Below are 21,357 nucleotides of genomic sequence, written 5' to 3'. Positions count from 1 at the left end.
TCTTGAAACATACTCTGCACTGTTATTGTACAATCACCATGCCAAAATTATCGAGGATGGTGAAAAACTTTTGGCTTTGAACATACAGTGTCAATCGTCGGCTCAGCATGCGCGTTGATCGACCATGAACGGCTTCATCAGCCGTCGCGCATGGTTTTGGCTTTAACGAGAAATGACAACACCAAACAGACGAGCGCGCCTGCCAGGCAGACGCTGAATGCGCTTTTGAATCCGGACAGCGAATACAGTTCGCCGACACGACCGGTCTCGGTCTGGTCGATGATGTTGCCGGTCAGCACCTGGAAAGCCGCGACACCCAGAAAAGGTGCCGGGTTGAGAATGCCGGAGGTCAGGCCCAGGCGCTCGGCGGGCGTCGTTTCCCTGATGATGCCCCAGATCGTGCTGATAAACCCGCCGATGACAATCCCCATCACGAAAAAGAGCGCTGCGTATCCGCCGATGCCCAGCCGGTCGAAAACCAGCAGGATGGTCAGCCAGCAAAGGGTATAGACCGCCGTGATAAACGCAAGGGTATGGGCTTTGTTCAGGGAGAAGCGATTCGGCAGCCAGCCGAAAAAAGGTGCGCCAAGGATGACGCCGATGGGGATCAGCATGTTCAGTTGGCTGGCCAGGATGCGTTCGATCTCCAGCACGGCCATTAAAAAGGGGGTGGCCCACAATCCCTGGAGGGTTACTGCCGTGCCGTATACGCCGAAAAAAAGGGTGCCAAGGAGCCAGAACTGCGCGGAGGCAAGGATCGTGACCGTGTTGCGCGCCAGGCTCGGTGCCGGCGTGCGGATCGTATCGTTTTGTCGTGCATCCGTGTTCGTCGGCGACGGTGAATCGCGGGTCACGGCCAGCATCAAGATGGCCATCCCCATGGTGACGCCGCCGATGAGAAAAAAGGTGGGCCGCCATCCCCAGGTACCGGCCGCCCAGGCCAGCGGCGTGGTGGCGACCACCGCACCGAAGTTACCTACGGACATGAGCAGGCCCACCATGGTGGCGAACTCTTTTTCGCTGAACCACTGGGACAGGGCTTTTACTGTCGGCACGTAAACACCGCCCACCCCGAAGCCGATCAGCGCTCGACCCAGCGAGGCCCAACCGATGGACGGGGCCATGCCGAAGATGAAGCACCCCAAGGCCGCCGTCATGCTCCAATAGGCAATCACCCGCCGCGGGCCGATACGGTCGGCCAGATATCCAACAATGGGCTGGTCCAGTGCGTAAATGTAAAAATACATGGACGACATGAACCCCAGGGCCGTGGCATTGGTGTTAAAGGCCCTCAGCAGGTCGGAGACGATCACCGAGGTGGAGACCCGGTGAAAATAGACGAAGAAATAGATCAGGCAGATGACGGCAAAGACCACCCAGCGGTGGGGGTCGCGAAATGAAGCGGCAGCGGGTTGATTCATCGAAGCCTTACCTTTCCCCAGATTCGGGATGAGAGCGGCCAGCCATAGCACAGGCGTGTATTGATGTACATTGTGAAAATGAAAAGCCGGCGGTGGTCAGCGTCATTGACGAATATTTAAATATTATGATATTAGAATATTTATTTTTCAGCGTTGCAGAAGCAGGTAAACGGCGCCGAGCCCGCAGGGCAAAGCATGTTTTATGCAACTGCAGAAAGGCCGACCCCATATGTTCGAAACCGTTCGTCAGAGCAAGACCACGGAAATCATTATCGGCCAGATCCGTGCCGCCATTCTGGAAGGCCGGCTGGCGCCCGGAGACCGGCTGCCGCCGGAAAAGCAGTTGGGCGAGCAATTCCAGGTGAGCAAACAGACCCTGCGCGAGTCCATGCGCGCCCTGGAGCACATGGGGCTCATCGACGTGCGTAAAGGTGTCGGCGGCGGGGCTTTCATCGTGGAAGTGGACGAACAGGTGGCCACCCAGAACCTGGCCAACTACCTCTATTTCAAGAATCTGACCATCGCGGACCTTTCCGAGTTTCGTCGCATCATGGAACCCTACGCCGCCGCACGGGCCGCCGAAGGCATATCCCCATCGGACCTGGATAGACTGCAGCAGTTGAACGAATCGACCCGGGAAAACCTGAAGGAAAAAGAATGGGATCGCGTCAGCCGGGACGAGATTGCCTTCCACCGGTTGATTGCGCGCCAGACGGGCAATCCCATCCTGATTCTGATGCTGGACTTTGTTGAAACCCTGCTGGAGGATTTCAAACAGATTCTCAAGCCCGATGCCGGTTTCATGGAATCCGTGCTGTTGGCCCATGAACTGATTCTGGGAGCCATCGCCGGCGGCGACCCTGCTCTGGCCGCGGAACGGATGCTGGCCCACGTCATCGACGTGGAAACCTATCTTTCCCGCCTGAAAAAAAGCGGCGCCGGCAGGAAGCTGTGGGAGAACTGCCTGCAGATGGCCTAAGACAGAGGACAGAGATCAGAAGACGGAGGTCAGAGGACCGAATTGCGAATTTAGGGACGCAGTGATTCTGGACTTGAGGAATTCGGTTCTATCTGAGGATTGTTGAACTATCATGTATACAGCTATACGCGATTTCGTTTGATGAGCTAAATGACTTCAGTCAAAACTGCTATTAACCTAATTCATAGGAGCTGAGCATGTCTTTACCCTTGATTAAAAATTACATTGACGGGGAATGGGTGGCGTCTGATTCGACCACTTACGGGGATGTTTTTAACCCAGCCAGAGGAGAGAAAATCGCCACCGTGGCTTACGGGACGGCGGCAGATGTGGACCGGGCCGTCGATGCCGCCCGCGAGGCTTTTGCCTACTGGCGGGAAACGCCGCCGTTGAGCCGGGCCAGGTATCTCTTTCGGCTCAAGGACGCCTTCGAGGAGAATTTCGAAGCGATCGCCGAAGTGCTCACCACCGAACACGGCAAGGCCATCGACGAAGCCCGGGGAGAGGTTCGCCGGATGATCGAAAACGTGGAACACGCCACCGGGGTGACCACGCTCATGAGCGGCTACACCCTGGAGGACATCGCCAAGAACATCGACTGCTACGGCCACCGGCAGCCCATGGGCGTGTTCGGCTGCATCGCCCCCTACAACTTCCCGGCCATGGTGCCGTGGTGGTTTTTGCCCTATGCCGTGGTCACCGGGAACACTTTTGTCTACAAGCCGTCCGAGCAGGTGCCCATGACCCAGACCCGGATCATGGAGATCGTCGACGAGGTGGGATTTCCCGAAGGCGTGATCAACATGGTCCACGGATCGCGGGACGTGGTCAACGCCATGCTGGAGCACCCGGATATCGAAGGCATCAGCTTCGTCGGATCGACGCCGACGGCCAGGCACATCTACCGCAAATGCGGAGAGACGGGCAAGCGCGTCCAGTCTTTGGGCGGGGCCAAGAACATCGTGGCCGTCATGCCCGACGCGGACCTGGCCCAGGGCATGCCGTCCCTGCTGACCTCCTTTTTCGGCTGCACCGGGCAGCGCTGTTTGTCCGGCTCGGTCCTGGTGCCGGTGGGAGACATGGCCGACCGCCTGGTGGCGCAGTTCACCGCCGCCGCCGAAACCGTCAGGGTGGGCGACGGCCTGGATGAGCAGACCTTCATGGGGCCGCTGATCAGTGCCGCACACCGAGACCGCGTATTGGGGTACATCGAAAAAGGCATTGCCGAGGGCGCAGACCTGGTGCTGGACGGCCGTGGCGTAAAGGTGGACGGCTACCCCAATGGCTTTTTCGTGGGGCCCACGGTCTTCGACAACGTCACGCCGGATATGACTATCGCCAAGGAAGAGATCTTCGGGCCGGTGGTGAGCATCGTCCGGGCAGCTGACATGGACGCAGTGGTCGATCTGATCAACACCCGCCAATTCGCCAATGCGGCCTGTATCTACACCGCCAGCGGCGCGGCTGCCAGGGAGTTCAAATACCGGGTCAAGCCGACCATGATCGGCGTCAACATCGGCATTGCGGCACCGATGAGTTTTTTTCCCTTCGGCGGGGCCGGCAACTCCATGTTCGGCGACATCAAGGGCCACGGCCAGGAGAGTTTCCTGTTTTACACGGACATGAAGGTAGTTATCGAACGCTGGTATTAGGAGACAGGTGCATAGGCTGAAGGGGATCAGACTGGATTCAACCTTCAGCCTTCACTGCTGACAGACCAATTTTCGGAGATAATTATGCCCCTGACCAATTTTGGTGCGATCCTGAACTTTGCCGAAAAGGTGGAGCAGGAAGATATGGAATTTTACCGCCAGGCCTCGTCCACAGAGGCGACGGAGCCCTACCGGCTGCTGTTTGAGATGTTTGCCAGGGAAGGTAAAAAGCACATCTCGCTGGTCCAGCGCACGCGACGCGAAAATGTCACGGAAATGATTCTGGAGCCGATCAGGGATTTTGTCCGTGGCAGCTACCAGTTAAGGGTGGAAAATGCAGACAGCCTGGATAGCGCTGCCACCCTGACCGCCGCCATCGCACTGGAAAAACGTGCCATTCGCTACTACGGCGATGCAGCCGAGAAGATCAGTGCCCTGCCCGAGGTTTCCCGGGCGCTGAAAACGCTGGCCAAGAAACGAACCCAGCGTCTCGATCAGATCGAGAACCTTTCCGCTTGATCGGTTTCAATCGCGTTGAGAGGGAAAAGAACCTCCTGTACGGATTTGCGTCGTTTTGAAGGTTGATGGACATCGATTTGAGGATGTTTCGGCTTTTAAAGCGGCCAACCGTTCAATTGATATGGCAGCACTAAGGAGTCATCTGTTCCCTGAAAAACGGTAGCGCTAATCCTTTATCCGTTCTTCGTGCGGCAGACTGACCGCCAGCCGAGGAGATGCCATCGAGATCCCCTCTGCTTCAAATCTTGACTTTATTTTTTCGTTCAACCCCCACCGACCCGTCAATGCATGCTTTCTCTCCACCCAGAACCGGGCCTTCATCTCCATATAGTCAGGTGTGAACTTATCAATAACGACTCGCGGAGCCGGCTTCTCGAGCACAATCTCTTCTTGCTGTAAGATCTCGCCTACGGTTGCCTTTACCTTCTCCACCTCCTGATCATAGGGGATAAAAAAATCGATATCCAATCGCCGGTTGGGCCTGACACTGGAATTGGTCACTGTATCGTTGAATATTTTCTGGTTCGGGATGTAGATCATCTTGCCGTCAAAGGTACGCAGCCGTGTATTGATTATGGACATCTGATCGACCGTCCCTGAGCCCGACGAGGTTTTGATGATATCCCCTTTCTGAAAGGGTAGTTGGGGTACGTAAGGTTTGATGATAATATAGGCGGCCAATACCACCATCAGGATGACCATGATCACCCTGACCAGAAGCGCTCCTGGAAAACCGACCATACTCAAAACGACTATCGTGCCGACCAGGAGAACCAGGACATGAAGCCCCGTGACAGAATAGGCCGCCTTGCGGTCTGACATCCCCATCTTTACAAGAAGCGGGGCCAAAAAACGGGCCAGGTACTTTGACAGGAGGAGGACGATCACCAGAAGAATCATCCCCTTTACCAGCATGGGACCGAATTCTCCGCCAATCCTGCTGATTTCATTTACATAATTGCTAAAGCCGACAGAGGCTGAGTTCATGAGAATCTCCATTCATTCGTCTCAAGATAAAACTGAATTCCTATATATTGCGGTACGGTTTTTGTCCTATCAGGTTGTTGAAATAGTGAATACATGGAGAACCGGTCTCGATGACGCTATCTCATCTCAAAGGGGAAAATGACCTTCCAGTCATCCCGCATATCGACGATGGTCCATCCGCGACGTGGGCCTTCGTCGAGGCCTCGATCGAGCCTGCCGATGGGCGAATCACGGTCGTACGCCCACTCGCGGTTGTCGTCGGTGTGGTGTACGAGGAGGCCAAAACGCAACCCTGCACCGGCAGTTGTCCACTCGAGCATTTCGAAATCGCCGTCGGAATTGCCGAACGAGGCGATGGGCCGGCGCCCGATGTGCATATGAATGCCGACCGGTTTGCCCGCCTTGTCGTCGATGAAGTTGATCTCCGGCAGGCGGACCAGTGCCGGCTGACCGTCGCGCCGTTCAAATGCCGTCTTGATGCTGCTGCCGATGACCTGCTCGGGCGGAATGCCGTAGACCTTTTGCGTCCACGGGCGCATGAACTCGATGCCGCCGCCGGAAACGATGAAGGTCTTGAAGCCGTTCGCGCGCAGGTAGGCGAGCAGCTCCAGCATCGGCTGATAGACCATTTCAGTGAGCAGCCGCCTCGTCTTGGGATGTGTTGCGGTAGCGATCCAGTCGGTCACGGTCTTTTCGAACGCCTGCGTGGTCATGCCGGCATGGGTGCTCATGACAATTTCCAGCATGGCGTGTTCACCGCCTGCGAGGGCGCTTTTCATGTCGCCCCTGAGCAGCGAAGCGAAGGGCTCCTCGGTTTTCCATTCAGGATGCTGCGGGGCGAGGGCTTTCACGCGATCGATGGCGAAAAGAAACTGAAAATAGATGGGCTGCTCAGCCCACAGTGTGCCGTCGTTGTCGAATGTGGCGATGCGCTCGGCCGCCGGCACAAAGTCCGGCGAGCCCTCCCGGGTCACTTGCTCCACGAAAGCGACGATGGCTTGCTTTGGCGCGGTATCGTTCCAGGAGGGCAGGGGATCGGCAGCCCAGGCTGTGTTTGTGAACAGCAGCAGCGAGAGCAGAACATTGATGAATGAACGTTTCATGAATGGGCTCCTTGTGTGCTGACGCGGCGGGACACCTTCGCCCAAGCGTCCCGCCGTGTCCGGTCTATTTCGACCCGATGTTTCGCTGGAGCTGGTCCAGAACCTTTTCGAGGCTGAAGCTGGCGGCCTTCTGGCGTGGCGGATACTCCTCGAACGTTCCCAGAAAGTTGGCGACGTAGCTCTGTGCCGGCACCAGCAGATAGGCGTGGTCGATGTACCAGTCCCAGTAGGTATTGGAGGTGACGTCCGCGCGCTCGTAAGGGTCCAGGCGCAGGTTGAACAGCTTGGGCCCGCGCAGCAGGGTATACGGCTCGAACCAGATTCCCAGCGTGCCCCGCTGCCGCTGCTCCATGAAGACGAGCTTCCAGTTGTCGTAGCGCAGCCCGGTCAGATCCCCGTCGTCGGAGAAGTAAAAGAAGGATTCGCGGGGCCCCTTGTCCGTTTTTCCGGTCAGATAGGGCAGGAAGTTGTACCCGTCCAGGTGCACCTTATAGGTGGTCTTGCCGATCTTGTACCCCTTGAGCAGTTTTTCCGTCACATCCGGATCACCGGCGGCGGCCGCCAGCGTCGGCAGCCAGTCCATGTGTGACATGATCTCGTTGGACACGCTCCCGGCCCTGATCTTCCCGGGCCAGCGAACCATGGCAGGAACGCGGTAGGCGCCTTCCCAGTTGCTGTTCTTTTCGTTGCGGAACGGCGTCATGCCGGCGTCGGGCCAGGTGTTCATGTGCGGGCCGTTGTCCGTGCCGTACATGACGATGGTGTTGTCGGTGAGTCCCAGTTCATCCAACTTCTGGAGCACGGTGCCCACGTTCTTGTCGTGGTCGATCATCGCGTCATGGTATTCGCTCTGCCAACGCCCGGACTGGCCGATGCTGGCGGGCTTGGGATGGGTGCGGAAATGCATGTGGGTGAAGTTCACCCACACGAAAAGCGGCTTGCCGGCCTTGTGCCGGTCCTCGATGAAAAACGCGGCCCTGGCAGCGACGTCGTCATCGATGGTTTCCATGCGCTTTCGGGTGAGCGGGCCGGTGTCTTCGATCCGCTGGGTGCCGTCGGGCATGGCATAGCTGTGGATCACGCCCCGCGGCCCGAAGCGCTTGCGGAATTCGGGGTCTTTGGGGTAGTCGGCCTGCTCCGGTTCCTCCTCGGCGTTCAGGTGGTAAAGGTTGCCGTAGAACTCGTCGAAGCCGTGCGCCGTGGGCAGGTGTTCATCCCGGTCGCCCAGGTGGTTCTTGCCGAACTGGCCCGTGGCGTAGCCCTGGGCCTTCAATACGGTGGCGATGGTGGGATCCGCGGCGCTGAGTCCTTCCTTGGCGCCGGGCATGCCGACCTTGCTCAGGCCGGTGCGGAACACGCTCTGGCCGGTGATAAAGGCGGAACGGCCTGCGGTGCAGCTCTGTTCCGCGTAGTAGTCGGTGAAGAGCATGCCCTCATTGGCGACGCGGTCGATGTTGGGCGTTCGATAACCCATCAGTCCCTTGGTATAAACACTGAGATTGGACTGGCCGATGTCGTCGCCCCAAATAATGACGATGTTGGGTTTTTCTTCGGCGCTGACAACGGACGCCATGCCGAGGATCAGCGACATCGCCAGGATGCCCGAGATAATAACGTGGAAATGCCTTTTCATTGCGACCTCCCTGGTTTGAGTGGTTGAGTCGATCTGGTGCGAAAAACTGCGGATACAGAAAATTCTTGAAACTACCCCGTGGCCATGACGAGTCGGATCTTACCCCGGCTCCGACAAGTCACCGCGAATGGGCATTCTGTCTATCTTCGAAGCGAAGAGAACAATTTGATTGTAAACGAGATGCCCCCTGCCATTCTGAGAGATTGTGGGACCGTCTTCAACGCCTATAGGGTGGATCTCATGGATGGAAACGATCGTGCTATGCAAGCAAAAATCGCTCAGACGAATTATATTCACCATACCGGATTAGTCAAATGCTTTGTGTGTGTTTGGCATCTGACCGCAGGCTCAGGCATACTCCTTTTCCAGCGGGGATGCATCAACCGATGTTTATCAACTCGGTTGACAGATAGCGGCTGATATCCACCGCATCGATCTGCGCCGGATCCAGATGCCGTTCGGCATAGTCCTGGTATACGCCGCTTTGCAGAAACAGGTCGAACAGGTCGGCATCGATGTGCTGCTCGTCGCGCATCGTGCTCATGATGCGCAGGGCGTCACTTATCGGTTTCGGCTTTTTATAGGGCCGGTCCGCTGCCGTGAGGGCCTCGAAGATGTCCGCAATGGCCATGATACGGGCGGGAATGGACATCTGGTCTTTTCTCAACCCCCGGGGGTAGCCGGTGCCGATCATGGTCTCGTGGTGGGCACCGGCGATTTCAGGCACCTGTTTCATGTTTTCGGGGAAGGGCAGTCGTTTGAGCATGAGAATGGTCTGGATGATGTGCTCGTTGATCTTGAAGCGGTCCTCTGTCGACAGGGTGCCTCTTCGGATGCCCAGGTTGTAAATCTCGCCCAGGTTGTACTGATTTTCCGGGACGCGCATATTGAATCCGTGGATGTTGCCGTCGAAAGGATCCGGGTCGATCCTGGGAATGATATGCTCCGGTTTATCTGCCAGCAGGTGTTCGACAACCGGCAGCGGGAGTGCCGGCTGCCGGTTTTTCAATCTGGCCTCGTCCTGGGAAAGGCCCAGGCGGTCGTCCAGGTGGCGCGTCCAGGTCTGTGCGGCGATCTGTTCGAGTCTGTCGATCTTCTCGTCGGCCATGTCCTCCCCGCCGACATTGCACTCGGCCACAAAGGCGAAATCATCGGCGATCTGCCGTTGCGTTTCTTCCAGTTGGTCCTGAATGGCGGTTTCGTCCGACTCGGCGGCCAGGCGCCGGCGATAGGCGTCGATCTGCGCATCCCGAAGCCGCACCTCGAATCGCATGCGGATTTCATGGATGCGGTTGTAGATGGTTTCCAGCTTGGTGGCCTTGTCCACCACGTATTCAGGCGTGGTGAGCTTGCCGCAGTCATGCAGCCAGGCCGCCACGCTAAACTCACGCCACTGATCCTCGGAGGCCATCCGGAAATCGGCAAATGGACCCGTCCTGGACGCGTGGGCTGCCGAGGCCAGCATCCTGGCCACCTCGGGCACCCGCTTGCAGTGGCCGCCGGTGTAGGGGGACTTGGCGTCGATGGTACCGGCAATCAGCTCGGTGATGGCGGTAAAGAGGCGTTCGATGTCCTGCTTGGCCTGGATCAATCTGGCCGTGTAGTCCCGTATGGTGCTTTTCATCAGGACAAACGCCTGGGTGAGGGAGTGGATTTCTTTGATGCTGGAGTCGGAAAGGACGGACCTGGAAAAGTCGCGTCGGCGTATTTTCCTGGACTCGATCTCCAATTGCGTGAGAGATCCTGCGATTTTGCGGGACACCAGCAGAGACAGCGGCAACAACACCAGCAGCACCAGGCCGGAAAAGAGAAACACCCGCTGTTGCATCCGCCGGATGTGCCCGGTGAAGTCGGAAACGGGAGCCACCGAAGCCAGGACCTGATCGAACTTCAGCGCGGCTTTCAGCGCCGTCGATCTCACCAGGTAGGCGACCCCGTCGATCTGCATTTCCAGGGTCCGGTTGAGCCTGTCCTCTGGATGGTCCTGGTACCCGGCAACGATCGCCCGGACCCTCGGATCGCGCGCTTCCGCGCCGGTTAAAAACGTCAAGGTGCCATTGGTGCCTGCGCGAATAGGGTCCTGGGTCGGGTGAGCGATGATCCGCCCGGTGCGGTCGAAGAGAAACAGCATGCCATTGTCCGAGACTTTCTGCCGCTCGAGTGAGATGGCGAAGCGGTTCAAGGTGATATCGGCACCGAAGACCCCGTCACCGTAGATCAATTTTTCGGCGCAGGTGATGCCCGGCAACTTGGTCGAACTGAAGATATACGGCTGCGTGTAAAAGGCTGTTTCCTCACGCTGGGCCCGGACATACCAGGGTCTGACGCGGGGGTCGTAGCCCGGGTCCAGGTCGGCCCGCGTTCCAGTGATCTGCCGCTGGCGGTTTAAAAAATGCCAGCGCTGTTTCAGGTTGCCGTCCGCATCGGCAGAGATGCTGCGCAGGACGTAGGCGGTTCCCACCGGTGCATCGAAGAGAGGGCGCAATTCCGAGTCGTCCCTCACGGCAATGACCTGGATAAAACTGCCGTCATCGTAACCGGTGTAAAGCGAGAAAAGATAATCGTAGTACGACAGGGCTTCGAGCATCAGCGGCAGACCGGGATAAGACATCCCACCGCCCACCGGCAAGGTCGCCATCGCCGGCATCCGTGCGGCCGTTCCGACCAGAACGGCTACCGATTCCAATTCACTTTCGTAGCGTTCCAGGACCTTTTCATTGATCTCTGAAAAGAGGCGGTCGGCCATCTGGATGGCCGCCGACTTGCTTTCCCGGTGGCTGATCCATAAGAACATCCCGGTCAAAATGGCAACGATGGTCACGATCAGCGTGGTAATGCCGACATAGAACGGATAGCGTTTGATTTTCAGGGTCATGACTACTCCTTGTGCCGGCGGCGAGGTTGTCTTTCTGAATATTAAGGACAATCGAACAGATGCACCACGATGATTGAGCGGTTGCCAGTCGGCGTCAGCAGCAGAGGGCTGCGGCGTATTTACGGACCATCATGTAAAGGCGGGATAAACGGCAGCCCTGATCGACAACGGACGGGGGCCACGCCTTCGCCGGATCAATGGAATACCCACAGGTACAACTGCAGGCCGGCATAGTTGAATTCGACGTTTCCCTTCAGGTCGATTCCCGGCCAGTCTTCCCCTTCGGCTTCAATGTTTAATGCCAGCGGGTCGACGCCCAACCCGATCCCCACCTGCTTCCATGGGTCGCACTCAACCGCCGCCCGGAATTCCAAAACCGATCCGGTGAAGTTTTCGTTTTCCAGATAGAAGACCTGTGCGCCGCTCCTGAAGAACCACCACGGAGGCAGGGCGACATCCATACGCAGGCCCAGCACCGGCAGCGGGGCGGTGAACCGCTCGAACCCCTCATCGTCGCCCAGGCCGCTGGCCTTGATGCCGAGGTCGAGGGGCATGATATAGAGGCCGATGCCTGCGGCCAGATCGATGCGGTCGTCCTGTAAAAACGAACGACTGTCGGCCAGTTCATAGATATGCAGGTCAAAAAACTCCCCGATCGCCCCCGTCCCCGATCGCGACGGTATCCCCGATCTGGCGGTTGCCGCTGCGCCTGAAGGCGATCCAGGTAAAATCCAGCCGATGGCGACAGTTTTCGGAAAACCGCCACATGGCATCCGCGCGAAAGACGGTAGTCGAGGAATCCTTGCCGCACAGGTTCTCTGCGTCAATGTCTAAACCACTAGCGCTCACGATGCGGAAGCGGCTGTCCATGGTGGAAACGACTACGCCGAGGTTGACGCCCAATTTTTCCCAGGGCCGTCACTCCACGTCCCATCCCTCAGCGATGCCGAATTTGGGTATCAGAAGAAATATTGCTGCCGCGGCCAGGGCCAGCAATTGCCGCGGGTGGGCATGTGTCGCGTTCACCTTTCGCTTTTTTGTCTAAACGACAGACGAGAACAGCTGCCTGCTTAATTCGGCTGAGCGGTCAGCTTCAACCGTGTCGGGTCGTACCCCTTGTCGATGACTCGTCGCAGAATTCCGTCGTACACGCTTCCATCCAACGTCGGTGTCCGACTCAGGATCCACAGGTATTTTCGGGACGGCACACCCACCACGGCCCACTGGTAATCGTCATCCAGGTCGATGATCCAGTAGTCGCCCTTGAACGGCCAGAAAAAGGTGACCTTCAATTGAGCATTGGTTTCGGGGTCGACCACTTCCGCTTTTCCCTTGGATTCTTTCAGCGGGCCGTCCAGGCTTTTCTTGAAGCAGCGGTTGACCACCCGGATCCGCCCGTCCGGCCGCCGGGAATAATCGGCCGTGGAGCCGGTGCAGCCCTTCTGGAACCAGGCCGGGTAGCTGGCGATTTCGTACCATTTTCCCAGATAGCGGTCCAGGTCGACGGCAGAGACGGTGGTCAACGGCCTATGGTCTTGATCCGCCGCTGACTGAACCGGCAGGGCCAGCAGCCAAAACAACAATAATAGGGGTAACCATGTGCAGGGCGCGGGTCGTTTTTTTGGGCCGGTCGGGATATGCATGGCGATGACCTCCCGGTTAATGCGTTTGGGGAATATGGCAGCATCATCCATCTTGAATAAGGCGCTTGGCTCAAGATCACGGCGGAGCCGAGTTTCAATCCCCAGGCGCCCTGAAAGAAGTGCCCTTGGGGTGCATGCCGGTATGAGCATAGGACTCGAAACAAGGCGCAAAAGCAGGGATTTGTCCGCCTCGGCGGGTTGGGCCCGTGGATATTGTCGAGATGGATGCTGATTGCTCAACCGTACGCGCATCACGCCATCGTTTAGCCTGCGGCAGGACTGGCAGTATCGGCTGGTCGGGTAAAGATAAGCACTGACGGTGGAATCATGCATTGCCCAGAAGCTGGTCGGCGGCACGTTTCCTACTGCCCCGCAAAGTAGGCTTCCGGATCGCTGGTCAGCCGATCGAGCCTATCCTGCAACTGCCCGAGCAGGTTGTCCTTCATCCCCTGGGTGAAATTGGGCCCGAGACCGCGGTTGCGCACCGCCTCCATTTCCGCCTGGATTCGCTGAACCTCCGCCTCCATTTTTTCGGACAGGACCGAATCCTGCTTGGATCGGGCCTGTGCGTCTGCCGCCTGTTTCCGGCTCTCCTTTTCCTGCAGGTATTCGTCAGCTTCCTTGACGGATTCCTCCACCATCTTGTTGTAGGCCTGGCGCGCTTCATCCACGGCTGGAAGCGGGGTGAACGCACCCACCGCCAACAGGCCCAGCAGGGTGAAGGTCATCCATTTGAGAAGTTTCATGGGCGACTCCTTTTTCTATGAGCGGCTTCAATCCTGAAATGAGGGATGCACCGGTTTTCGTGATACACTTATTATTTATTGGACATGGATCGTTTAATATAATTAACCAGATTGCGCCCCATGGCAAGAGTTGGATGGGCGTCACGCAGTTGCAAGGCTGCGTCGAGGGCCTCCTCCGGCCGGTTCCATTCCATGTAGAGAACCGCCAGCGCGTACAAGTAGTCCGGGTTATCCGGGTCCGCGGCCAGGGCCCGGTGAAGGGCGGTTTCCGCCTGTGCCTTCCGGTTGAGCTGTTTGAGCAGCAGCGCCAGGTTGTACTGGATGCGGGAACGCTGGGGCAGGCCGGCGGCGGCATCTCCCAGGTAAACAACGGCTGCATCGAACGCCTTTTTTTCCGCCAGCAGCAGGCCCAATGAATACTTGATTTCATAAAGGTTCGGGTGTTCCTGCACGACTTCCCGCAGCAACGCCTCAGCCGGTTCTTTTTGCCCCCTGGCATTGTAAAGCATGGCCAAGTTGACTTTGGCCGGGTAAAAGAGCCGGTCGATGGCAATGGACTTGCGGTAATGGTCGATGGCCCGGTCCGTCTGCCCCAGGTCGGCATAGACGTTTCCCAGGTTATGGCGGGAAGCGGCAAAATCGCCGGTGCGTTCCATGGCCGTGATATATTCGGCCAGGGCCTTTTCGTATGGTTGTTGAAGGGAGGGCTCCAATCCCTGCTGCGCCGCAGCGACCAGGCTGCGGGCCGCCTCGATGCGCACGGCCCGCACCGGGTCGTAGAGCAGCGGTCCGACGAACGCTTTGCGTTGACCTGGGTCCGGGATTGCCAATCGATTGACCGCCGTGTGGCGGATCAGGGCCGACTCGTCGGATAGGCCGCGCTTGAGCGCATCGAGTGCGGTCTCTTCGGGGTAGGAGGATGCCAAGGACAGGGCCGTTGCCCGCACGATATCCGGGTAGAGCCGATCCCCGGCCAGACGGACCAGTCCAGCCAGCGCATTCGGATCCTGCTGTCGTCCGGCGGCCAGGATGGTGCCATAGTGAGGCCGTTTTTTCTGGCCATACCATTTGGCCATGGCATCCACCGACCACTGGACGGTCTTATCCGCATGGCAGCGGCTGCAGGCGTTGGGCGTATCCAGGGCGAGGCTCAAATCCGGCCGGGGAATGCGAAAGCTGTGGTCGGGTCGGTAATCGACACCCATGTAGTTCCGGCCGGGCATGTGGCAGCCTTCGCAGCGGGCGCCGCTGCCTACCTCGAACAGCACCTCGCCGGTGGCGGCACGGATGGGGTCGCCGGTTTCACCCGCCTGTTTATGGAAATGATGATCCCGGGAGTCGTAAATATCAGCCCGGTGGCACTGGAGACACAGGTCGTTGCCATCTTTCACCCGTTGGATGCTGTGCACGTCGTGACAGTCGCTGCACCTTACATCCCGTGCGTGCATTTTACTCTGTACGAATGAGCCATAGACATACACCTCATCCAGGATTTGACCATCTGGAAAGTACATGCCTTCGCTGAGCAGTTGAGGAATGCCGTAGTCGAGGAAATCGGCGTGGGCATGGATGTTATCGTCCAGTGACATGCGGCGGGCGTGGCAGGGAGCGCAGAGCTGGATCTGTTGTGCCGAGCTCAGATCACTGGTTTTCACGGCCAGGGCTGTGTTGACGACGGCTGGGCGGCCCATTTCGGGCAGGCTGGCCCACCTCACATGGTCCGAACCCGGGCCGTGGCAGGCTTCGCAGCCCACGCTGATCTCCGACCAGGCGGTCCGGTAGGTTTCGTTCTCCGGGTCATAATTCTTGCGCAGGTCCGTGGAGTGGCATTCGGCGCACATGGCGTTCCAGTTCTGGCCGTTGTTGGTCCAGTAGAGCCAGTCGTCCGCTGCCACGGGACGGTCGGGATAGAGGTGGTACCAGTGCTTTTCCCGCGAATTCCAGGCGATGGGAAGACATTGCAGCCGTCCGCCGGGAAAGGGAATCAGGTACTGCTGCAGCGGAAACCAACCGAAGGTGTGGGTGATTTCGAAGTCGTCCATCTCGCCCCCCGGTCCCTGGGTGGCCACCATGTACCGGCCGTCCTTTTTATAAAACCGGGTGGTCCCACCGAAATGACGGAACTCGGCATCGGCGAAATCCCCCAGGACCGTTTCATCCGATGCCACGGCCATGGCCAACTGGTGATGGGAGCCTTTCCACTTGTCGTACTCGTTCCGGTGGCAGTCACGGCAGGCCTCGCTGCCGACAAATTCGGCCGGTGCCTGCCGGTCGGTCTGGGTCGCCGTTCGCCAGGATTTTTCCTTTACCACATACAGCAGGATGGCAAAGATGATGACCAGGGTGGCGATGATGCCGGTGATTTTCCAACGGGTCATCGGTACGCCACCTGATCCTTGCGAAAGGCATTTCGCCGAATGGGTCGGCTGGTTTCCACTTTCACGCGGTTGTTCTCGATGGATACGGCAAACCGGTCCAACGCCCGCGGGGCAGGAGACTGGATTACATCACCGTGGATGTCGTACACGGAGGCATGACAGGGGCAGGCAAACTGTGCTTTTTCGGCATCCCACGGCACCGTGCAACCCAGATGGGTACAGCGGCGCGACAGGGCCAAAAACCCCCCATCCTCCAAACAGGCCAGGTAAAAGCGACCCTGCGGAAAGGCGGTCACCGTGTTGGGTGCAAATCGTTCTGCCGGGCCGGCATCCATAGTTTTAACGGCAAGGTCCGGCGAACCGTTCGATTTCAGGGGCTTCAGAAAGGATCCCACCAGCCAGGCGATTTCTGCCAGGGCGAGGCCGCTCAGGGTCAGCCAGATTCCGTTGAGAAGGCTGCGACGAGACTGGTTCCCACCAGGTTGGGTGGATTCAACCGCCTGTTGGATTTTCTCATCGTTCATTTAGTGCCCTTTCTCATAGCGGCCAGACCAGACGCATGGACGGTCCGCGGAAAAATATCCCCACGAGAGTCAGCACCATCAGTGCGGTGACCATAGCCACAAAAAGGGACTGGACCGTTTCGTTCAATGTGGCACGCCATCTTTTTCTCAAGATCAATACCCCCCCCGTCAGCAGGGCGGATATGAGCAGCAACGGTAAGACGCCGTCACGGACAATGGGGGAAATATCGGCAGCCCAGGGCGCTCTTTTTACAACAAGGGCGTCGACCAGGACCAGGGCGATCGTAACCATCATCGACATCATGACGGCGCCGATGCTCTGGGCTCTGCCCCTTGATGAAGCAAACCAGACACCTTCGCCGGATTGGGGATAGTCAACGTAAGGAATGCTCACCAGAAAGAACCCGGCCGCAAGGGGCATCACGCACACGGCCACGACGGGATGAAGATGCAGCAACAGTTCCTGGAGCCCGGCAAAATACCACGGGGCCCGTACCGGGTTGGGGCTCAATCCCGGGTTGGCCGGTGCCGAGAGCGCGGCGTCGAAGCATATGGAAAGCATCAGCACGCTCGCCGTCACAGCCAGCGCCGTGGAGACTTCCCTGACCAGCAGGTGGGGAACCAGCGGCACCCGGATCGGCGTTTCATCAATGGGCTCGGAGGGCCTGCGTGGCACGACAAGACCGCCGGCCTTGCGGATGCGCCAGAAATGAAACCCCATCAGGCCGGCCAGCAGCACGGGGATCACGGCCGTGTGCATGGCGTAGAAAAAGGGCAGGGTGCGTGGGCCCAGTTCGGAACCACTTCCCAGCGCTTGCTGTAAAAAACTCCCGATACCGGGTACATAGCCTACGATGGCCATGAAAACGGTGACGGCCCAATAGGCCAGTTGGTCGTAGGGCAGCAGGTAGCCGGACAGGTTGGCGGCCAGCACCATGGCAAAAAGGGCCAGGCCGACGATCCAGTTAAACTGCCTGGGGTGATGAAAGGCACCGGTGAGAAAGACCCGCAGCATATGCAGCGCCAGGACAACCACGAGAAGGTTGGCACACCAGTGGTGCAGGTTGCGCACAAGCCGGCCGAAAGGCACCTGGACCATGATCAATTGAACCGAGGCGTAGGCGTCTACCGGTGTGGGGACATAGATGAATTTCAAGAGCATGCCGGTGGCCATCTGCAGCAGCACCAGCGTCGCCGCCATGCCGCCAAGCCCCCAGGTGAGCGTGAAGACCAGGGTCTTCTCTTTCACGGTCGCCGGTCGAAAATGCAAGATCAGGTTGCCGCGTAAAAAGCGTTTGCGGTCTTTATCGGTGCGCGGTCGCACCGGCGAAGGGAATACGCTGCGCCATACCCGCAGCAGGGCGTTGACGTCGGAATAGTCCGGGGATGCTCGTCGGGTCATATTGATCGGGTCTATCGGTAACGTCTAGCGTATCTCCGATGTATTTTCAGGGAACGCGAACGTCGGATCTCGTTAATATGTCACAGCGTGGGCTAGGCTCGATCCGCTGCCGGAACAAGCTGCGTAGTGGTCGTGATGGGTGTCGCTCGCAACCATTATCGTAACATATCGGTTGGTTTAGCAAACTATGGCACCAGAAACAACCGCTATTGTGATTTTCAAGAGTTTCGGCGGTTTCTTTTTACCTTGATTTCCGGTAAGATATGACAATCATAAGACACCTGACACGTTAACGCCCCTTCACCTTCAACCGCTCTTTGCTGCGTGACCGGAACGGTTAAGGGGAACTCGCCTGCAGCCCATGCTGCCGCGGAGAAGGTAGCTGATCCATGGCATTGAACACACGACCGTTTTTCAATGAGTCCGATTCCCGCTTCAAACTCTTCCACGAGCTGATGGCCCGCAAGGTGCGCCACATCCTGCTGGTTTCCACCCCCTATGATGCCTGGATCATGGAAGAGGACTGCCGGCTTTCCGAACGTATCGTCAACGAGTACCGCGGCCTCAACCTCAGTCAGCCGCCGCGCCTGACCTGGGTTTCCTCGGCCGAACAGGCCCTTGCCGCCCTCGACGACCAGCCCTTTGACATGGTGATCACCATGCCGCGCTTGTCGGACATGGGGGCGGCTGCACTGGGCCATCAAATCAAGCAAAAGGCACCCGGGCTTCCGGTCATTCTGCTCACCCATGACACGATTCCTTCACCGGCGATCAAAGAGCCGGACAATGCGCCGGGCATCGACCGCACCTTTGTCTGGTCCGGCAACACGGACATCCTCGTGGCCCTGACGAAAAGCACCGAAGACCGGATGAATGCCGAAAAGGATACCCGGTCGGCAGGTGTCCGCGTGATTCTCTTCGTCGAGGATTCGCCTTACTATCTCTCTTCCCTGCTGCCCATCCTGTACCGGGAACTGGTCAGCCAGACCCAGGCGGTGATGGAAGGCACCCTTAACGAAGAGCATCGACTGGTCACCATGCGGGCGCGCCCGAAAATTCTGGTTGCCGGCAATTACGAGGAAGCGCTGACCCTTTACCAGCGTTACGAATCCAATGTGCTCGGGGTCATCTCGGATGTTCGATTTTCCCGTAACGGCGCCTTGAACGAGACTGCCGGAGTGGATTTTCTCAAACACGTTCGCGCGCGGCGGTTTGATATCCCGCTGCTGCTCACCAGCTCGGAGCCTGCCAATGCCATGAAGGCGGCATCTATCCCCGCTGCATTCGTGGACAAGAATTCAGACACGCTGCACCAGGATGTGCGCCGGTTTTTCAAGGACCGCCTGGGTTTCGGCGATTTCGTTTTCCGTTTGCCCGACGGATCGGAAATCGGCCGTGCCTCCAATCTGAAGGCGCTGGAACAGCACATGCTTTCCATACCGGAGGCGTCCTTCCGGTACCACTGCAACCGAAACGACTTTTCCCGCTGGTTGTTCGCCCGCACCGAGATGGCCCTGGCCGCAGAGGTCCGCCCGATCAGCGACGATGACTTCTCGGACGGTGAGAGTCACCGGCGCCACCTGGTCAAAATCATCGCCGATCGGCGCAAGCGGCGCCAGAAGGGGATCGTTGCCGATTTCGATGCGGCCGACGCGGATTTCGATACGGAATTTTTCAAGATCGGCAAGGGGTCACTGGGAGGAAAAGCCCGGGGTCTGGCCTTCGTCGCCTCCCTGCTCCGCCAGAATCCCGATCTTTATGCCTCCTACAAGGACGTGGATATTATTGTTCCCCAGACGCTGGTGATCACCACCGACGGGTTCGAGTCCTTCGTGGAAGACAACGGCCTGCGCTACCTCTCCAAGACCGACCTGCCCGATGAGCAGATCGCCGATCTTTTCCTGGCCGGTCGGTTCCCCGGCTGGATCGAGGAACGACTGCGGGACTACCTGACCCAGGTGACCTATCCCCTGGCCATCCGATCCTCCAGCCTGCTGGAGGACGCCCAGTTTCGGGCCTATGCCGGCCTTTACCGCACCTATATGATCACCAATGACTGCCCCGATGCAGAACAGCGCCTGAAACATCTGATTCATGCCATCAAGCTGGTCTACGCCTCAACCTACTATAAAGGGCCCAAGGCATTCTCGAAACGGGTGGGCCATCGGACGGAAGAGGAGCAGATGGCTGTGATCATACAGAAACTGGTCGGATCTTTGTATGGCGACAGCTTCTACCCGGCCATTTCAGGGGTCGCCCAGTCGCACAATTACTATCCCTTTGCCCGCATGAAGCCCGAGGAGGGAATCGTAACCATCGCCATGGGGTTGGGAAAGACCGTGGTGGAAGGCGAAAAAACGCTCCGATTCTCGCCGGCCCACCCCCAGCTGCTCCCCCAGCGCTCGACGGTGGAAGATATTCTCGAAAACGCCCAGCGCCATTTTTATGCGCTCAAGATGGAAAAGTCGTGCCACTACCTGGAAACCAACGATGGCGCAAACCTGTGGTACCGTGAAGTAACCGAGGCGGAGGACGAACTGCCCATGCAGTTTCTTGCCAGCACCTACGTGCCGGACGAGCATCGTATCCGCGATACCGTTCATATCCCCGGTCAGCGGGTTCTCACCTTTGCCCACATCCTCAAATACCGAGAGTTTCCCCTGGCCGATATCCTCAAGGACATGCTCGAACTGGGAGAGCAGGGGATGGGTTGCCCGGTGGAGATGGAGTTTTCCATCAACCTGACCACCGAACCTGACCAACCCCCGCAGTTCGCCTTTCTTCAACTCCGGCCCATGACAGCCCGCGCCGAACTTGAACAGGTGAACATCTCTGCAGAAGAAATAGAGAACGCGTTCTGTTTCTCGGGAAAGGCCCTGGGCAATGCCGTGAAGCAGGACATGGCAGATATCATCTTAGTCAAACCGGAAGCATTCGATCCGGGCCGGACCATGGAGATCGCCCGGGAGATAGCCAGGATCAATGCAACCCTGGTCAAGCAGGATCGAAAATATTTGCTGATCGGGCCGGGCCGATGGGGGTCGGCAGACCGCTGGCTGGGAATCCCCGTCGCGTGGGCTGACATCTCGGGAGTGGGTGCCATGATCGAGACGGAATCGGACAAGCTCGTTGCCGAACCTTCCCAGGGGTCTCATTTTTTTCACAACATCACCACCTTGGGGATCAATTACATTACGGTATCCAAGGCCGCCGGTGACTGGTTAGACTGGAGCTGGCTGACTGCTCTGCCGCGATTGAACGATGCCACCTTTGTCGCCCATGCACGTCTCGAGGCGCCGGTGACGCTTAAAGTCGACGGCCGGCGATCCAGGTGTGTAATCGTTAAAGGCAACGGCATCCGGACGCAATAATCGGGAGGCGCCTCTATCTTACTGAAGGGGCGTAAAATATATATCAAGGAGGAAAACCACATGTCTGACATTCTTCAGCTGGTAAAGGACAAGGACCCGGGGCAGCGGGAGTTTCACCAGGCGG

16 protein-coding genes are annotated in these 21,357 nt (G+C 58.1%); 4 read left to right on the top strand and 12 right to left on the bottom strand.

Going from position 1 to position 21,357, the window contains the following annotated elements; genetic code table 11:
- Positions 1-137: 137 nt before the first annotated feature.
- Positions 138-1,421 (bottom strand): MFS transporter, encoded by a 1,284-nt coding sequence (locus ACZCED_RS20740; RefSeq protein WP_464861604.1) that lies wholly within the window; start codon positions 1,419-1,421, stop codon positions 138-140.
- 202 nt (positions 1,422-1,623) lie between these two features.
- Here ACZCED_RS20740 and ACZCED_RS20735 point away from each other — a divergent pair, with 202 nt between their 5' ends.
- The 3 genes from ACZCED_RS20735 (at position 1,624) to ACZCED_RS20725 (ending at position 4,571) form a co-directional block, all read left to right on the top strand.
- Positions 1,624-2,400 (top strand): FadR/GntR family transcriptional regulator, encoded by a 777-nt coding sequence (locus ACZCED_RS20735; protein WP_462967654.1) that lies wholly within the window; start codon positions 1,624-1,626, stop codon positions 2,398-2,400.
- Positions 2,401-2,597: 197 nt separating this feature from the next.
- On the top strand, positions 2,598-4,052 hold the full coding sequence (locus tag ACZCED_RS20730; RefSeq protein ID WP_464861603.1) for a CoA-acylating methylmalonate-semialdehyde dehydrogenase: 1,455 nt from the start codon (positions 2,598-2,600) through the stop codon (positions 4,050-4,052).
- A gap of 84 nt (positions 4,053-4,136) precedes the next feature.
- Complete coding sequence (locus tag ACZCED_RS20725) at positions 4,137-4,571, top strand: ferritin-like domain-containing protein (protein WP_462967656.1); 435 nt, start codon at positions 4,137-4,139, stop codon at positions 4,569-4,571.
- Positions 4,572-4,736: 165 nt separating this feature from the next.
- Here ACZCED_RS20725 and ACZCED_RS20720 read toward each other — a convergent pair whose 3' ends face one another.
- The 11 genes from ACZCED_RS20720 to ACZCED_RS20670 form a co-directional block, all read right to left on the bottom strand.
- A complete protein-coding gene (locus tag ACZCED_RS20720; protein ID WP_462967657.1) occupies positions 4,737-5,558 on the bottom strand; it encodes a mechanosensitive ion channel family protein in 822 nt (273 codons plus the stop codon).
- A gap of 116 nt (positions 5,559-5,674) precedes the next feature.
- Positions 5,675-6,661, bottom strand: coding sequence for an HAD family hydrolase (locus tag ACZCED_RS20715; protein WP_462967658.1), 987 nt, complete (start codon positions 6,659-6,661; stop codon positions 5,675-5,677).
- A 64-nt stretch (positions 6,662-6,725) separates the two neighbouring features.
- Positions 6,726-8,294: an arylsulfatase gene (locus ACZCED_RS20710; RefSeq protein WP_462967659.1), complete on the bottom strand. Its 1,569-nt coding sequence runs from the start codon at positions 8,292-8,294 to the stop codon at positions 6,726-6,728.
- A 379-nt stretch (positions 8,295-8,673) separates the two neighbouring features.
- The gene (locus tag ACZCED_RS20705; RefSeq protein WP_462967660.1) at positions 8,674-11,169 is read right to left on the bottom strand and encodes an HD domain-containing phosphohydrolase; all 2,496 of its coding nucleotides are present in this window, start codon (positions 11,167-11,169) and stop codon (positions 8,674-8,676) included.
- 194 nt (positions 11,170-11,363) lie between these two features.
- A complete protein-coding gene (locus ACZCED_RS20700; protein ID WP_462967661.1) occupies positions 11,364-11,723 on the bottom strand; it encodes a hypothetical protein in 360 nt (119 codons plus the stop codon).
- Positions 11,724-11,808: 85 nt separating this feature from the next.
- A complete protein-coding gene (locus ACZCED_RS20695) occupies positions 11,809-12,072 on the bottom strand; it encodes a hypothetical protein (protein ID WP_464861602.1) in 264 nt (87 codons plus the stop codon).
- A gap of 167 nt (positions 12,073-12,239) precedes the next feature.
- Positions 12,240-12,692, bottom strand: a complete 453-nt coding sequence (locus ACZCED_RS20690; protein ID WP_462967663.1) for a lipocalin family protein — start codon at positions 12,690-12,692, stop codon at positions 12,240-12,242.
- 482 nt (positions 12,693-13,174) lie between these two features.
- On the bottom strand, positions 13,175-13,558 hold the full coding sequence (locus tag ACZCED_RS20685) for a hypothetical protein (RefSeq protein ID WP_462967664.1): 384 nt from the start codon (positions 13,556-13,558) through the stop codon (positions 13,175-13,177).
- 71 nt (positions 13,559-13,629) lie between these two features.
- A complete protein-coding gene (locus ACZCED_RS20680) occupies positions 13,630-15,936 on the bottom strand; it encodes a multiheme c-type cytochrome (protein WP_464861601.1) in 2,307 nt (768 codons plus the stop codon).
- A complete protein-coding gene (locus ACZCED_RS20675) occupies positions 15,933-16,460 on the bottom strand; it encodes a Rieske 2Fe-2S domain-containing protein (RefSeq protein WP_462967666.1) in 528 nt (175 codons plus the stop codon). The genes ACZCED_RS20680 and ACZCED_RS20675 overlap by 4 nt, the downstream gene beginning before the upstream one ends.
- 13 nt (positions 16,461-16,473) lie before the next feature.
- A complete protein-coding gene (locus ACZCED_RS20670; RefSeq protein WP_464861600.1) occupies positions 16,474-17,862 on the bottom strand; it encodes a cytochrome b N-terminal domain-containing protein in 1,389 nt (462 codons plus the stop codon).
- A gap of 389 nt (positions 17,863-18,251) precedes the next feature.
- On the opposite strand from ACZCED_RS20670, the gene ACZCED_RS20665 reads away from it, so the two are divergent.
- On the top strand, positions 18,252-21,233 hold the full coding sequence (locus ACZCED_RS20665) for a PEP/pyruvate-binding domain-containing protein (RefSeq protein WP_462967668.1): 2,982 nt from the start codon (positions 18,252-18,254) through the stop codon (positions 21,231-21,233).
- Positions 21,234-21,357: the final 124 nt, after the last annotated feature.

It is taken from the genome of Desulfosarcina sp., from assembly GCF_055467485.1.
The sequence above is the reverse complement of the archived record's forward strand: the minus strand, read 5'-3'. Positions and strand labels throughout refer to the sequence as shown.

Coding starts and splice junctions, on each gene's coding strand:
- ACZCED_RS20665 (WP_462967668.1), top strand. CDS start 18,252: ATGGCATTGAACACACGACCGTTTTTCAATGAGTCCGATTCCCGCTTC.
- ACZCED_RS20730 (WP_464861603.1), top strand. CDS start 2,598: ATGTCTTTACCCTTGATTAAAAATTACATTGACGGGGAATGGGTGGCG.
- ACZCED_RS20715 (WP_462967658.1), bottom strand. CDS start 6,661: ATGAAACGTTCATTCATCAATGTTCTGCTCTCGCTGCTGCTGTTCACA.
- ACZCED_RS20675 (WP_462967666.1), bottom strand. CDS start 16,460: ATGAACGATGAGAAAATCCAACAGGCGGTTGAATCCACCCAACCTGGT.
- ACZCED_RS20705 (WP_462967660.1), bottom strand. CDS start 11,169: ATGACCCTGAAAATCAAACGCTATCCGTTCTATGTCGGCATTACCACG.
- ACZCED_RS20700 (WP_462967661.1), bottom strand. CDS start 11,723: ATGCCCCTCGACCTCGGCATCAAGGCCAGCGGCCTGGGCGACGATGAG.
- ACZCED_RS20685 (WP_462967664.1), bottom strand. CDS start 13,558: ATGAAACTTCTCAAATGGATGACCTTCACCCTGCTGGGCCTGTTGGCG.
- ACZCED_RS20740 (WP_464861604.1), bottom strand. CDS start 1,421: ATGAATCAACCCGCTGCCGCTTCATTTCGCGACCCCCACCGCTGGGTG.
- ACZCED_RS20710 (WP_462967659.1), bottom strand. CDS start 8,294: ATGAAAAGGCATTTCCACGTTATTATCTCGGGCATCCTGGCGATGTCG.
- ACZCED_RS20670 (WP_464861600.1), bottom strand. CDS start 17,862: ATGACCCGACGAGCATCCCCGGACTATTCCGACGTCAACGCCCTGCTG.
- ACZCED_RS20725 (WP_462967656.1), top strand. CDS start 4,137: ATGCCCCTGACCAATTTTGGTGCGATCCTGAACTTTGCCGAAAAGGTG.
- ACZCED_RS20735 (WP_462967654.1), top strand. CDS start 1,624: ATGCAACTGCAGAAAGGCCGACCCCATATGTTCGAAACCGTTCGTCAG.
- ACZCED_RS20680 (WP_464861601.1), bottom strand. CDS start 15,936: ATGACCCGTTGGAAAATCACCGGCATCATCGCCACCCTGGTCATCATC.
- ACZCED_RS20720 (WP_462967657.1), bottom strand. CDS start 5,558: ATGAACTCAGCCTCTGTCGGCTTTAGCAATTATGTAAATGAAATCAGC.